This is a genomic window from Pseudomonas sp. AC463, assembly GCF_979253585.1.
Map to the genome: position 1 here is coordinate 43,117 of NZ_CEEDDZ010000001.1, position 14,303 is coordinate 57,419.

Genomic DNA, 14,303 nt, shown 5'->3' on the forward strand with positions numbered 1-14,303 from the left:
AATTTTCAGCTTTCTTGATCATCAGGATTGATAAAGACATTGACCGGGAAATCCCCCAGGGCAGCGCTGATCAACAGCTCCTTGTTTGGTGTGACTGCGCCTGTATGAAAAAGTCCCTTCCAGTTTTGGGTTGTCGCGGCGAACGGTAATTTCACCCGGGTATCGCCCCAAACCTGCGCATTGATCTGGGGGTACACACCGTTTTCAAGCAGGCTGTGGGGCCAGCGTGGCACCACCACCAGCACGCGTTTGCCCTGGTGTTCGCGACTGAACGCGAGCACTCGCTCGGCGTGTTGGCCGACCACTTCCAGCGGCGTGTAGCTGCCGCTGCGGAACACCTCGGGATGGGCCTTGCGCAAGGCCAGCACCTGGGCAATCAAAGCCTGTTTGATGCGCCCGTCACGCCAGTTGAACAACAACTCGCCAAGGTCCGGTGGGGTGTCTAACGCCTGTTGCCGTGCGTTGAAATCCACCGGGCGGCGGTTGTCCGGGTCGACCAGGCTGAAGTCCCAGAACTCGACGCCCTGGTACAGGTCGGGCACACCCGGCACGGTGATGCGAAGCAAGGATTGCGCCAGCCCATTGAGGGCGCCGGCGGGGGCGATGGCCTGGGCGGCGTTGCCGATGGCGGTACGCAATGGGTGCCCTTCATCACTGAGCAAAAGGCGCGAGAGGAACGCTTCCACACCTTGCTCATAAGCCTCATTGGGCGCGCTCCAGCTGCTCTGCAACTTGGCTTCGCGCAGGGCCTTTTGTTGCCACTGCCAAAGGCGTTGTTGATAGTCGGCAAAATCGTCGCCCTGGTCCAACGGCCAGCTGCCCAACAGCACCTGGTAGAGGATCAGTTCATCACCGGCCGAGGGCGCATTCGGGTCGCTGCGCAGCGGCGCGGCGAGGCGGCGCCATTGCTCCACCTGTTCGACATACCAGGGCGCGCACTCGCTGAGCACCGCCAGGCGCGCGCGGGTGTCTTCGCCACGCTTGTGGTCGTGGGTGGCGGTGGCCAGCAGGTTGTCCGGGAAGGCCTGCAAACGCTGTTGGTTGAGCCGATGAAACTCGGCCACTGGCGCGCTGAACTGCTCGGTGCTGAAGCCCACGTCATTGCGCGACAGCAACACCGCCGATCGGTAGAACGCGGTGTCTTCCACGGCCTTGGCAGCAGCGGGTGAGGTCAGTTGCTGGAAGCGTACGCACGCATGCTTGAGAATCTTGCGCTCACGGCCCACCGGGCGCTCGCGCCAGGGCTGGCCGCCAAGCCAGTTGGCGAGGTGCTCGAGCACCGGCCAGTCGCCTTCGTTCAAGGTGGTGCGCGCGCCCTCCATGGCCTGCTGGAACAGTTTGTCGTCGGCGGCGCTACGGCCGCGCGCGCTGATATAGGTGCGGTACACCGGGAAGTGCACGATCAGTTCCTGCAAGGCACGGCGGATCGCGCCCAGGGTCAGGTCGCGGGTCATCACGTCGTCACGGGCCACTTGCAGCAGGGCGCGTGCCACGCTTTCAAAGTCGCCGCCCAATGAGCCATTGAGGATCTGCTGGCGTGCCAACCGCGCCTCTTCGATAAACGCCGAGGGCCGTTCGCTGTGCTGGGTCCACAGCGCGGCCAGGGGTGCAAAACCGTCCGGGTGGTGTTGCAGCAGCGACAGCTGGTCCATGAATTCATAGCCGGTGGTGCCGTCCACTTGCCAGTCTTCGCGCAGGGTTTCGCCTTCGCCGAGGATCTTCTCCACGAAGATCGGCAAATGCCGCCCGGGCGCCAGCGCGTCGACGCGGCGGCGCAGCTTGCGGCAATAACCGCGTGGGTCGGCAAGGCCGTCGATGTGGTCGATGCGCAGGCCGTCCACCAGGCCTTCGCTGATCAGCTCGAAGATCTTGCCGTGGGTGGCTTCGAACACGGCGCTGCGTTCCACGCGCAGGCCGCCGAGTTCGTTGACGTCGAAGAAACGCCGCCAGTTGATATCGTCCGCCGCCGTGCGCCAGCTGGCCAGGCGGTAAGCCTGCTGCTCGAGCAATTGATGCAGGCGCTGGAAACCCTCGGGCTGGCGCCCGTCAAACTGCGTCAGGCGTTGTTCAATGGCCGGCAGCACTTCGGTGGCGCGTTCGGCCAGCGCCTGCTTGAGCCAGGCGGCCTCCGCGTAGGCATCGTCCTGATAGGCGAGGGCGCTGAAACGCTCGGCGAGGGGTTTGAGCTGTTCGTCAGTGCCGAGGATCGCTGCGTAATCCCGTGGGCAGATCGGGAAGCGATGCTCGTAGTGCTCGACGTAGAACGCGCCATGATCGGCATCAAAATGCAGGGTCAGGGCGCCGCTTTGCAGGGCTTCGCCGTAGTCGCTGCCGAGGAACGGCATCAGCAACTGGCCCTTGAGCAACGGGTCGGGCGAGTGCCACTGGATATCGAAGAATTCGCTGTAGGGGCTCAGGCGCCCCCATTCCAGCAGGTCCAGCCACCAGGGGTTATCGGCACCGCCCACGGCCATATGGTTGGAGACTATATCGAGGATCAGCCCCATCTCGTGCTCGCGCAACGCGGCGACCAGGCGGCGCAAGGCGGCTTCACCGCCCAGCTCGGGGTTGACGCGGGTGGGGTCGACCACATCGTAGCCGTGCATCGACCCGGCGCGGGCGCTGAGCAACGGTGAGGCATAGAGATGGCTGATGCCCAGTTGGGCGAAGTACGGCACCAGCGGCACCGCATCGTCGAGGGTGAAGCCCTTATGGAATTGCAGGCGTTGAGTGGCGCGTAGCGGCAGGGCTTTCATCGGTCACGCTCATGGGCCTGGTTGCGCGCAACGGCGAGGAGTTCGAGGCGGCGCGCGGCACCGGCGTTGTCGAGCAGGCTGGCAGCCTCGCCCGGAAAGCGCCGACGCCAATTGGGGTGGGTGTCGGTAGTGCCGGGCAGGTTGGCTTGTTCCTCGGCGCCCAGCGCGTCTTCCAACGGCAACAACACCAGTGGCGCACGGGTGTGGCCGAGGTAACGCACGCTGGCGTCGATCATATGGTCGGTTTCATTGCGGATCTCTTCGACGAAGTTCTGCGGGTCCTGGCTCAAGGCCTGGCGCAGGGCCTGGCGCTCGCGCAGGCGGTGTTCGCTCCATTGCTCCACGGTGGGCGCATCGATCAGGCCGAGCTGGATATTCCAGTCGATGTCGCGGCTGTGCCACCAACCGTTGAGGGTCGGCAAATCGTGGGTGCTGGTGGTGGCCAGGGCGTTGTCCGGCCAGTCGAGAATCGGCGTGAACTGGCCGTCGTGGCCCTGTTCGAACAGCAGCACGCGCATGCCCAGAATCGAGCGGGCGCTGAGTTTTTCACGCAGGCCGTCGGGCACGGTGCCGAGGTCTTCGCCGAGCACAATGGCCTGGTGACGATGGGACTCCAGCGCCAACAGGCGCAGCAGGTCATCCACCGGGTAGTACAGGTAGGCGCCTTCTCGCGGCGAGGCGTCCATGGGGATCACCCACAGGCGTTGCAGGCCCATCACATGGTCGATGCGCAGGCCGCCGGCATGCGCGAAGTTGGCCCGCAGCATTTCGATAAAGGCACGAAAGCCATTGCGCTTGAGGCCTTCGGGCGAGAACGCGGAAATGCCCCAGCCCTGGCCGGCGCGGTTGAGAATGTCGGGCGGTGCGCCCACGGTGAGGTCGGCGAGCAGCTCATCCTGGCGGCTCCAGGCCTGGCTGCCACCGCCGTCGGCGCCCACGGCCAGATCGGCGATCAGGCCAACGCCCATGCCGCTGCCTTTGGCGGCTTGCTGTGCGCGCTCCAGGCAACGGGCGATCAGCCATTGGGTGAAGGCGAAGTAGCCGATTTCATCGCGGTTATCCTCGGCGAACTGCACCAGCGCCGGGCTTTGCGGGCTGCGCCACTCTTGCGGCCAGTGGCGCCAGTCGAGGTCTTCACCGGCAGCGGCGCGGTGTGCCTGCACGGCTTCGAAGCGGCAGTGGTTTTCCAGGGCTTCGCCGCCGGCCTGGCGAAAGCTGAGGAAATCGGCGTGCTGCGGGTGGTGGCCGTGACGGAAGTCTTCATACAGCGCGCGCAACAGGCGCTGCTTGGCGTTGGCGGCGGCGGGCCAGTCGATCAGGGTGTGTTGCTCCAGGCTGTGCAACTCCTCCTCCAGGCCAAGGGCCTCGATGGCGTTGCGCACTTCGCGTTCGCCGAGGATGCAGCCCGGGGAGGCATACAAGCTGTTGAGGAACAACCGGCTCGAGGGCGAATACGGGCTGAAGCGCCCGGTGTCGGCGCTGAACATCGCATGCATCGGGCTGATCGCCAGGGCATCGGCGCCGCGCTCGGCAGCGGAACGCGCCAGATGTTCCAGCGCCAGGGTGTCGCCGAAACCGCCATCGCCCAGGCGCCGCAGCGAATACAGCTGGGCGCTGAGGCCCCAGGCGCGCGCGGGCTGGACGTCGACTGCTTCCGCCACGCTGTAGCAGTGGCTGGGCGCGACGGCGAGGGTGAAGGTCTGGTCGTTGATATGCACCTGGTGGTAACCGAGGGCGATCACGCCGGGCAGTACCGCGTCGCCATCGAGGCGCAGCTCCAGGGTTTCGCCGCTTTCGAGGTTGACCCGGCACAGGGTGTCGGGTTCGAAGTAGCGTGCGAGGTCGAGGCCGTGGCCGGTGTCGACGGTCATCAAGGGCGGCAGATGTTTATCTTTTTGTACCTGCTCCAGTTCCAGCAGGCTGGCGTCGATCTCGGCGTCGGTATCGGCCGGGTGGCCGAGGCCTTTGAGGACCGCGCGCAGGGCGTCGGGTGTCACTCGTTGCGGGCGGCCGTTTGCGTCGATCCAATCGACGGCCAGGCCCGCGCGGCTGGCGAGTATTTCCAGGTTCGCTTCGCTCAAGGGTGCTCTCCAACAGGGGATAGGGTAACGCGCGCGCTGTGCGGCGGCAGGCAGGCGCCGTGCTCGGCAGGCGTTTGGAACAGGACGTGTGCGCAGGCCGGATACGCGAGTGCTTCGGTGCCGAGGTTGAGGTCGATCTGCAACAGGCTGCCGTTGCCCAGGCGCCAGCGCGCACTGACGGCGCCGTCGGCCAGCACCTGGGCACCGAGTGCCTGGCTGCCGGACAGGTGCGGCACGATATGGCGGTGACGCAGGCTCAGCAACTGGTGATAGAGCCGGGCCTGTTCGTTGTCGGCAAAGGCCGGTGCCGATTGCTTGAAGGTCGCCTCTGCGTTGGGGTCGGGGATGCGCTCACGGCGCTCGGGGTCCTTGAAGGCGGCAAAGTCGGCAAACTCGTTGCGCCGGCCTTCACGCACCGCCTCGGCGAGTTCGCCATGGTGGTCGGTAAAGAACAGGAAGGGTTCCTCGGCGTTGTTTTCATCGCCCATGAACATCAGCGGGATCATCGGCGACAACAGCAGCAAGGCAGTAGCGGCTTCCAGCGCCTGGGGCGGGCAGAGCTGGTGCAGGCGCTCGCCCAGGGCGCGGTTGCCGACCTGGTCGTGGTTCTGCAGGAACGCGACGAAGGCGGTGGGCGGCAGATCCCCGCTCGGCTCGCCGCGCGCGTGGCCGTGGCGGGTGGTGTGGCCCTGGTAGACAAAACCTTCGCCCAGGCAGCGGGCGAGTTTGGCCGTAGGCTCTTGGGCGAAGTCGCTGTAGTAGGCATCGGTTTCGCCGGTGAGCAGCACGTGCAGCACGTTATGAAAGTCGTCATTCCACTGCGCGTCGAAATCGTGCTTCAACAGGCTGGCCTGGTTCAGCTCGTTTTCCAGCATCAGCCACACGTGCCGGCCGGTATCCACCTGTTCACGCACGCGGTGCGCCAGTTCCTGCAGAAACCCCGGGTTGTCGATGGCGTGCACCGCATCCAAACGCAGGCCGTCGAAGCGGTATTCGAGCAGCCACATCAGCGCGTTATCGAGGAAGAAGTCCCGCACCTCACGGCGTTCGAAATCAATCCCGGCGCCCCACGGGGTGTGCACGTCTTCCTGGAAGAAGCCCGCCGCGTATTGGCCCAGGTAGTTACCATCGGGGCCGAAGTGGTTGTAGACGACGTCAAGGATCACCGCCAGGCCATGCTCATGGGCGCTGTCGATCAAGTGCTTGAGCTGTTCGGGAGTACCGTAGGTGGACTGCGGCGCGTAAGGCAGTACGCCGTCATAGCCCCAGTTGCGCTCGCCAGGGAATTGCGCCAAGGGCATCAATTCAATCGCGGTGACGCCCAGCTCGGCCAGGCGCGGCAGGTGTTTTTCGACCTCGACGTAGCCCCCCAGCACGCCCACATGCAGCTCGTAGATCACCGCTTCATGCCACGGGCGGCCTTGCCAGTTGCTGTGACGCCAAGGGTAGGCGAGCGGGTCGACTACCAGGCTCCAACCATGCACGTCCAGGGCCTGGGCCCTGGACGCGGGGTCGGGTACATCCATTTCTCCATCGATATTGAAGCGGTAGCGCGTACCGGCGGGGCACTTTACTTCGGTTTCGAACCATCCCTGCGCCTGAGGCAGCATGGCGATGGATTTGCCGTCTTCCAATTCAACGCTGACATAAAACGCGTCTGGCGCCCACAAGGCAAAACGCGTGTGTTGCGCGTCCAGCATGATTGCGCCGTGGGGCCAGGTTTCCAGAGTCCGTAACGGCATCTATGAAGACCTCCCTTGATTATTTACTCGATTTCCCCAAGGCCTTGGCCACCAGCTGTTCATACAGTTCTGCGTAGGGTTCTACCGCCTGGCACCAGTTGAAGGGTTGGGTCATGGCCCGGCAACGCATGGCGTTGAGCAGGCCTTTGTTGGCGAATACCCGCAGCGCGCGGCTCAGGGCTTCTTCGTAGCTTTCCACGGTGGATTCATTAAAGAGGAAACCGGTGACGCCATTTTCGATGGTGTCCGCCAGGCCGCCGGTATTGCGCGCCACCGGCAGTGAGCCGAAGCGTTGCGCGTACATCTGGCTCAGGCCGCACGGCTCGTAGCGCGAAGGCATGAGCAAAAAGTCACTGCCGGCAAACATGCGCCGCGCATCGGTTTCGTTGAAGCCGATGCGCACGCCGACCTGGCCAGGGAAGCGCAGTGCCAGTTCACGCATGGCTTGCTCTTCTTCCGGCTCGCCGCGGCCGATAATCGCAATCTGGCCGCCGTTTTCGACGATATAGCTGGCGACCGCTTCAGTCAGGTCCAGGCCTTTCTGGTAGACCAGGCGCGACACCACGGCAAACAGCGGGCCGGTGGAGTCATGCAGGCCGAACAGTTCGCGTACATGGGCGGCGTTGGTGGCCTTGCCGTCCCAGTCGCCGATATTGAAATTGTGGGTCAGGTGCGTGTCAGTGGAGGTTTCCCAGCTTTCATCGATGCCGTTGGGGATACCACTGAGCAGGCCTTGCTGGGTCTTGGCGGCGAGGAAGCCGTCGAGGCCGCAGCCGAATTCCGGGGTGGTGATTTCCTGGGCGTAAGTGGCGCTCACCGTAGTGATATGGCTGGAATACGCCATGCCGGCCTTGAGGAACGACATCTTGCCGTAAAACTCCATGCCTTCCTGTTGCAGGGCATGGGGCGGGATACCCAGCTCCGGCGTCGAGGCCAGGCTGACCACGCCTTGGTAGGCCAGGTTATGAATGGTGAACAGGGTCGGCGTGCGTGACCCACGCCAGTGCATGTAGGCCGGGGCCAGGCCAGCTGGCCAGTCGTGGGCGTGCACCAGGTCCGGGCACCAGTGGATCTGTGCGAGGTTGGCGGCCATGTCGGCGGCGGCCAGGCCCAGGCGGGCAAAGCGGATATGGTTGTCCGGCCAGTCGCGGCCGTTGTTGGCGCCGTAGGGCGTGCCTTCGCGCTCGTAGAGCTCCGGGCAGATCAGCACATAGATGACCAGGCCGTCCTTGAGGTCCATGCGCCCGATCTTGCACGGCGGCAATGCGGCGTGGCCGCCCAGCTCACCGATGATGTGGATCGGGTTGTCGCTTTCCATCACCTGCGGGTAACCGGGGATCAGCACGCGCACATCATGCAGATGCGCCATGGCGCGGGGCAGGGCGGCGGACACGTCGCCCAGACCGCCGGTCTTCACCAAGTCGGCAAACTCGGAGGTTACAAACAGGACTTTCTTTCGATTCGGGTTCTGACTCACGATCGGCCGCACAGTGTTGGGCAGGTCGGCCAACGAGGTCGGTCCCCCTGCCGGCTGACTGAAGCGCTCTCCCTGAGTATCTACTGCGGCACTGATCATAATGCACTCCCATTTTGTTGGTCGGCTAATGGCCCGCTGCCACTAGCTCCGATTGGCCGCATCCTGCGGCCAGGCGCACAAGCACTGTACAAACTGGCAAGGCGTATGCCAGTTGCACGGCAAGCATCAAAAGATTGGATGGACGGCATTTGCTGTGAAGCGCGAATGCTCGCCTTACCTTAAAACTGGACCAATGGCAGCGTCGGAAAGTTTCGATTTTTTGCGGGGTTTTTGTTTTGGAACGGACCCATCGGTCATCAGTCTAGGACAGATCCTAGAGCCTGTAGGCTTTCCAGGCGTTTTTTGTAGGACAAAAAACTTTTAACGATATACACGGATTAAAACGTGGGGCGATCCTGCAGGATCGGCGGGGTCATTGTGGCGAGGGAGCTTGCTCCCGTTGGGGCGCGAAGCGGCCCTGTTTTAGGGCTTCTGCGTAGCCCAGCGGGAGCAAGCTCCCTCGCCACAAGGGTGCGGTTGCACTTGAATGGTGCGTCAGCCGAGCACGCGAACGGGCGCGGCGTTGGCCCAGGCTTGAATGTCCTCGATCATCTGTTGGTAGAACTGCCGGTAATTCTGCTCGCTCACATAGCCCACATGGGGCGTGGCCAGCACATTCGACAGGCGGCGGAACGGATGCTCGAGCGGCAATGGCTCCTCGCCATACACATCCAGAGCAGCCCCGGCCAGGCCACCGCTTTCCAGGGCCTGCACCAACGCCTGCTCATCCACAATCGGCCCGCGCGCAGTGTTCACCAGGCGCGCGGTGGGTTTCATCCAGCCGAGCGCCTCGGCGTCCACCAGGCCACGGCTGCGCTCGCTGAGTACCAGGTGGACGGTGAGGATGTCGGCCTGTTCGAACAGCGATTGTTTGCTGACCCAGGTCACCCCGGCCTCGGCCGCGCGTTCGGGGGTGAGGTTTTCACTCCAGGCAATCACGCGCATGCCAAACACCTGGGCGAATTGCGCGACTTTCTGGCCAATGCTGCCCAGCCCGAGAATGCCCAGGGTCTTGCCGTACAGGTCGCCGCCCAAGCCAATCTGCCAGCCACCGGCGCGCAGGGAGTTGGCTTCGGCCAGCAGGTTGCGGGTGCTGGCCATGATCAACGCCCAGGTCAGTTCCGGCGCCGCCTGCTTATAGCTGTCGGTGCCGCACACCTGGATGCCCAGGGCCATGGCGGCGGGAATGTCGATGGCAGCATTGCGCATGCCGCCGGTCACCAGCAGCTTGAGGTTGGGTAGCCCTTGCAAAAGGGCCTTGTCGAAGGTGGAGCGTTCGCGCATCACGCAAATCACTTCGAAGCCCTGCAAACGCTCAACCATGGTGGCGGTATCCGCCGGGTAGTCGTGCAGGAAATGCACCTGGCCGACCGATTCCAGCACCGACCAATCCACCACACCACTGGCCACATTCTGCCAATCATCAATGACTGCGATCTGTACCGACATTCACGCGTGCCTCGAAAAAGGTTGGATTAAAGGGCGTTCAAACCCTGCAACAGCGCTTTATGAAACTGCGCCGGTTCTTCCATCTGCGGTGCATGCCCAAGACCCGGGAACTCCACCAGGGTGGCATGGGGGATCAGCTTGGCTGCCTGCTCGCCCAATACCTCGTAGTTACCGAGCTTGGCCTTGACCTCCGGCGGCGCCAGGTCTTTGCCAATCGCGGTGTTATCGGCGGTACCGATCAGCAGCAGGGTGGGCATCTGCAGGTTCTTGAACTCGTAGTACACCGGCTGGGTGAAGATCATGTCGTAAATCAACGCCGAATTCCATGCGACCAGCGTATGTCCGGGGCCGTTGCTCAGGCCGGCATACATGTCGACCCAGCGCTCGTACTCCGGCTTCCAGCGCCCGACGTAATAGGTGTTGAGCTGATACTTGCGAATGCCTTCGGCGCTGACTTTGAGTTCACGTTCATACCACTGGTCGACGCTGATAGACGGCACGCCCAGGGCTTTCCAGTCTTCCAGGCCGATGGGGTTGACCATCGCCAGTTGCTCGGTCTGCTTGGGGTACATCAGCGCGTAACGCGTGGCGAGCATGCCGCCGGTGGAATGGCCAAGGATTGTGGCCTTTTGAATGCCGAGCTTGTCGAGCAATTGATGGGTGTTGAGGGCCAGTTGCTGGAAGCTGTACTGGTAGTGATCGGGCTTGCTGGAGGTGCAGAAGCCGATCTGATCCGGCGCGATCACACGGTAACCGGCGTCGCTCAGGGCCTTGATCGAGCCTTCCCAAGTGGCGCCGCAGAAATTCTTGCCATGCATCAGCACCACGCTGCGGCCGTTGGGCTTGCCTGTGGCCGCGACATCCATGTAGCCCATCTGCAGAGCTTTGCCCTGGGACTGGAAGTTGAAGTGTTGGAGCGGGTAGGGGTACTGGAAGCCTTGCAGCTCAGGGCCATAGGTGGCGGCGAAGGCCGGGGCGGCGCTGGCGGCCAGCAGGCCGGCGATGCAGAACGTACGAAGCGAGGGCATTGTCAGGTCTCCGAGAAGGGTGCCCGGATGCTGTTGCGAGGGGATTAAGCAGGGATTAACACCCATTGCAGGGTCAGCGCCGCCACCACGGCATAACGCAGGCCCTTGGCCAGGGTCACCAGCAGCAGAAACCGCCACAAGGGTTCACGCATCACCCCGGCCACCAGGGTCAGCGGGTCACCAATGATCGGCACCCAGCTGAGCAATAGCGTCCAATGGCCCCAGCGCTGGTAATGGTAACGGGCTGTGTCCAATTGCTTGTCGCTGACCGGAAACCAGCGCCGCTGCTTGAAACGCTCCACGCCACGGCCGAGCAGCCAGTTCACCACCGAACCCAGCACATTGCCCAGGGTCGCGATCCCCAGCAGCAGCCACAGGCTGTAATGCCCGCTGAGTAACAGGCCGACCAGCACGGCTTCCGATTGCAAAGGCAGCAAGGTCGCCGCGCCGAATGCGGCGAGAAACAGCCCCAGGTAACCCGCCAGCACCGGTCAGCGCGCCGGGTATTCGGCCACCACCACGTCTTTGCCGTCACGGGTCAGGCCGATGACCTGGTAGGCATCGCTCATGCCGTCCATCTCCATACCCGGCGAGCCCATGGGCATACCGGGCGCGGCAATGCCCAGCAGGTCGTCACGCTTGCGCAACGCCAGTACTTGCTCGGCCGGCACATGGCCTTCGACAAACTTGCCGTCGATCACGGCGGTGTGGCACGAACCCAGGCGCGGGGCCACGCCGAGGCGTTGCTTGACGGTGCTCATGTCGGTTTCAACGTGGTCGTTGACCTTGAAGCCGTTGCTTTGCAGATGGCTGATCCACTTCTTGCAGCAACCGCAATTGGCGTCGCGGTGCACGTCGATGGGGATCAAGTCGGCCGCCTGGGCGAAGGTGGCGGCGAACAGGGTTGAAAGCAGGGCCAGTCGCAATGGGTTTTTCATTGGCGGTCTCAGTGAATGCGGGGCGATAAGGCGGGCATTCTCCCTGCTTTTTTCAACGCGGCGCGACGGTAATGTTTCCAAATTATACGAAGGGCGGGTTTTCCAGCCGGTGCTTGAGCTGGTCGAGGGCGGTGGCCGACAGCTCGATCATGCGCTCGTGCAAGGTGGCCAGTTGCAATTCGGTTTCATAGGTCAACACCCGCTTGAACAGCGTGCCGCCACGAAACGGTTGCAGGTAGTAATGAATCGAGCCATCGACGGCAAGGGAGGTGAACACGGTCTTGAACTCGCCGGGGCGCCGGGCGATCTGCACGCGGTAGCTCATGGGCACGCGTACACCCAGCAGGTCGATCATTTCGGTAAAGCGCGTACCGGCGGGGAGCGAGCCGGTGGTGCCGGTGTCGGCACTGAGGGATGTGGGGTGCCATTCGTGCCAGCGATCCGGCTGGGTCACATAGTCGTAAACGGCATCGATGGGGGCCTGGATAAAGCGTTCCTGACTGATCCGCTCCAAGCGGATCGACTGCTCGACAGCGCGCATGGCACACCTCCTGTGTGGCGGGGCTTAACACTTGGAACTGTCAGAATAGTCCCACTCCCGCGCATTGCACGGGAGTGTCTCAATCATTTATCAGCGCACCTTGAATCGACTCATCAACGCAATCACCCGGCCGTTGGCATCCAGCAGGCTTTGCGTATTGGTTTCGGTGGCGTGGCCGCTTTGCACCAGCTCGTCGACCATATGTCGGATCTGCACCATGCTGCGGTTGATCTCTTCGGTCACCGCGCTTTGCTGTTCGGCGGCCGTGGCGATCTGGGTGCTGAGGTTGTTGATATGGCTGACCGAGCCGGCCATTTCGTCCAGGCCGGTGTTGACCCGTGCCGTGGCATCCGCCGCCGATTGGCAGCTGGCCTGGGTGTTTTCCATGGCTGCCACCGACGAACTCACGCCAGTGGTCAGGCGCGCGAGCATCTCATTGATCTGCGAGGTGCTGGCCTGGGTGCGCGCGGCGAGGGCGCGGACTTCATCGGCAACCACCGCAAACCCGCGACCTTGCTCGCCGGCCCGCGCCGCTTCAATGGCGGCGTTGAGGGCCAGCAGGTTGGTCTGGCCGGCGATCGCGCCGATAACACCGAGGGTTTCGGTGATGCGCGCGGCGTCCTGGCGCATGTTTTCCACGGTGTGGGTGGCGCTGGCGACTTCGCCGATCAACGCGCTGACGCTGCTCGATGCTTCGCCCACCACCACGCGGGAACGGTCAGCGTGCTCGTTGGCGCTCTGGGTGAACGAGGCGGTTTCCGCCGCATTCTGCGCAACCGTGTCGGCGGTAGAGCTCATCTCGGTGATGGCCGTTACGGTCTGGTCGGTTTCCGAGGCGTGGCGTACCAGGATCTGGTTGGTGTGCGCCGAGGTTTTCTGCAACTGCTCAAGTCCCGTGGACATGGCGCCAGTGGCCAGGGTGACTTCGCCGATCATGTTTTGCAGGTAGACGATAAAGCGGTTGACCGAATGGCCGATCGCGCCCAATTCGTCTTCGGCGCGGATGGTGATGCGTCGCGTCAGGTCGGCGTCGCCGGCCGAGAGTGCGTCGATATTGGTTTTCAGCGACTTCATGCGCTGCACCAGTTGGCGAATCGCGTACACCGCCAGCAGTACCAGCAGCAACACCATGGGGATTTGCAGCAAGGCCAGGCTGCCGAGCACGTCGTCACGCTGGGCGGTGATCAACGAGGTGGGCAGGGCGGTCGCCAGGAACCACGGCGTGCCTTCGATCGGGCGCATGTAGAAGGTGCTGGCCACGCCCTGGTTGTCGAACTCGCTGCGCTGCAGGCCCTGGTCGCGGTGGGCGAGGGCTTTGCTGACCTGGGTGGCAAACGCCGAGGTGCCGGCCAGTTCGCTGATGTTCTTCAACACCACCGGGCTGCTCAAACGTGTGCTGTTGCTGATGATCTTGCCGTCGCCTTCGACGATCAGCATTTGCCCGCCGATGTCTTTTTCCTTGCTGGCCACCAGCTCGTTGAAGAAGCCCAGGGTCACGTCGATAGTGGCCACGCCGTAGGCGGCGCCGTCGCGCTGGATCGCCATGGCGCAGTTGGTGCGCGGTTCCTGGCTGGCATCGTCCTTGTAGGCCGCGGCCCAGGCGCATTGCCCGCGCGGCGAGGCAAGGCCGCCCTTGTACCAGCTCTGGTCGTAGTAGTTGGGCGCGGGGTCGCTGTTCCAGAAGGTGTTCACCGCCAGCTTGCCCGAAGCATCGCGGTGCCAGAAGGTGCTGTGCTTATTGCGCCCCGGCGTGCGCTGGTTCGGCAGGGGCCAGATGCCGCCGCCAAAGACTTTCAGCTCGCCATACTGATCCACCAGGCCGGGCAGGACCTTGTCGATGGCATCGCTGTCGAGCAGGGGAATGGTTTGGGTAATGCTGCGTTGCTGGGCCTGAACCTTGTTCAATTCGCCCTGGATCCTTTCGGCCACTTCGGCGACGCGGTTGAGCACTACCTGTTCTTCGGTATGGCGCAACGTGGGCGCGACCATTTGGCCGATACCAACGACGGTCAACACCATCAGCACCAGGACGAACAGCACCAGAAACAGGGTATAGCGGGCTTGGATGGAGCGCAGTGGGGGCATGGGGTCGTCCTTACGAAGCGTTTATTATTCACGCGGCTTTGTTAGAGCTTCGTCGGGCTATCGGCTTGGTCTGTAGGAGCTTTAGGTACCATGGTGCAAGAAAATGG

At 63.3% G+C, this 14,303-nt stretch carries 10 protein-coding genes and 1 pseudogene; all 11 read right to left on the reverse strand.

All coding sequences use genetic code 11. The annotated features are described in order from the left end of the window. Nucleotides 1-5 precede the first annotated feature (5 nt). On the reverse strand, nucleotides 6-2,756 hold the full coding sequence (locus AC0IYH_RS00220) for a malto-oligosyltrehalose synthase (protein ID WP_471832639.1): 2,751 nt from the start codon (nucleotides 2,754-2,756) through the stop codon (nucleotides 6-8). Further along, entirely contained in the window at nucleotides 2,753-4,837 is a 2,085-nt protein-coding gene (gene malQ, locus AC0IYH_RS00225; RefSeq protein WP_471832640.1) for a 4-alpha-glucanotransferase, read from the reverse strand. The genes AC0IYH_RS00220 and malQ overlap by 4 nt, the downstream gene beginning before the upstream one ends. Beyond that, a complete protein-coding gene (gene treZ / locus AC0IYH_RS00230; protein WP_122772060.1) occupies nucleotides 4,834-6,579 on the reverse strand; it encodes a malto-oligosyltrehalose trehalohydrolase in 1,746 nt (581 codons plus the stop codon). Before treZ ends, malQ begins: the two co-directional genes overlap by 4 nt. Nucleotides 6,580-6,598: 19 nt before the next feature. After that, nucleotides 6,599-8,155 (reverse strand): glycogen synthase GlgA, encoded by a 1,557-nt coding sequence (gene glgA / locus AC0IYH_RS00235; RefSeq protein ID WP_116627826.1) that lies wholly within the window; start codon nucleotides 8,153-8,155, stop codon nucleotides 6,599-6,601. A gap of 495 nt (nucleotides 8,156-8,650) precedes the next feature. Beyond that, on the reverse strand, nucleotides 8,651-9,604 hold the full coding sequence (locus AC0IYH_RS00240) for a D-2-hydroxyacid dehydrogenase family protein (RefSeq protein ID WP_471832641.1): 954 nt from the start codon (nucleotides 9,602-9,604) through the stop codon (nucleotides 8,651-8,653). 26 nt (nucleotides 9,605-9,630) lie between these two features. Continuing rightward, nucleotides 9,631-10,632 (reverse strand): alpha/beta fold hydrolase, encoded by a 1,002-nt coding sequence (locus tag AC0IYH_RS00245; protein WP_122772062.1) that lies wholly within the window; start codon nucleotides 10,630-10,632, stop codon nucleotides 9,631-9,633. 44 nt (nucleotides 10,633-10,676) lie between these two features. Further along, the gene (locus AC0IYH_RS00250; protein WP_122772063.1) at nucleotides 10,677-11,120 is read right to left on the reverse strand and encodes a YqaA family protein; all 444 of its coding nucleotides are present in this window, start codon (nucleotides 11,118-11,120) and stop codon (nucleotides 10,677-10,679) included. A gap of 3 nt (nucleotides 11,121-11,123) precedes the next feature. Continuing rightward, the gene (locus tag AC0IYH_RS00255) at nucleotides 11,124-11,570 is read right to left on the reverse strand and encodes a DUF411 domain-containing protein (protein WP_471832642.1); all 447 of its coding nucleotides are present in this window, start codon (nucleotides 11,568-11,570) and stop codon (nucleotides 11,124-11,126) included. Nucleotides 11,571-11,652: 82 nt separating this feature from the next. After that, a complete protein-coding gene (locus AC0IYH_RS00260) occupies nucleotides 11,653-12,111 on the reverse strand; it encodes an SRPBCC family protein (protein WP_116627832.1) in 459 nt (152 codons plus the stop codon). 90 nt (nucleotides 12,112-12,201) lie between these two features. Then, nucleotides 12,202-13,047: a methyl-accepting chemotaxis protein gene (locus AC0IYH_RS00265; protein WP_471832843.1), complete on the reverse strand. Its 846-nt coding sequence runs from the start codon at nucleotides 13,045-13,047 to the stop codon at nucleotides 12,202-12,204. 15 nt (nucleotides 13,048-13,062) lie between these two features. Further along, nucleotides 13,063-14,196 (reverse strand): annotated as a pseudogene (locus AC0IYH_RS00270) (HAMP domain-containing protein); the annotation flags it as partial. Between the last annotated feature and the right edge of the window lie 107 nt (nucleotides 14,197-14,303).

What these genes read in the sequence shown, in the direction of transcription:
- AC0IYH_RS00240 (WP_471832641.1), bottom strand. Translation starts at nt 9,604, where the DNA reads ATGTCGGTACAGATCGCAGTCATTGATGATTGGCAGAATGTGGCCAGT.
- glgA (WP_116627826.1), bottom strand. Translation starts at nt 8,155, where the DNA reads ATGATCAGTGCCGCAGTAGATACTCAGGGAGAGCGCTTCAGTCAGCCG.
- treZ (WP_122772060.1), bottom strand. Translation starts at nt 6,579, where the DNA reads ATGCCGTTACGGACTCTGGAAACCTGGCCCCACGGCGCAATCATGCTG.
- AC0IYH_RS00255 (WP_471832642.1), bottom strand. Translation starts at nt 11,570, where the DNA reads ATGAAAAACCCATTGCGACTGGCCCTGCTTTCAACCCTGTTCGCCGCC.
- AC0IYH_RS00220 (WP_471832639.1), bottom strand. Translation starts at nt 2,756, where the DNA reads ATGAAAGCCCTGCCGCTACGCGCCACTCAACGCCTGCAATTCCATAAG.
- AC0IYH_RS00245 (WP_122772062.1), bottom strand. Translation starts at nt 10,632, where the DNA reads ATGCCCTCGCTTCGTACGTTCTGCATCGCCGGCCTGCTGGCCGCCAGC.
- AC0IYH_RS00260 (WP_116627832.1), bottom strand. Translation starts at nt 12,111, where the DNA reads ATGCGCGCTGTCGAGCAGTCGATCCGCTTGGAGCGGATCAGTCAGGAA.
- AC0IYH_RS00265 (WP_471832843.1), bottom strand. Translation starts at nt 13,047, where the DNA reads ATGATCGGCGAAGTCACCCTGGCCACTGGCGCCATGTCCACGGGACTT.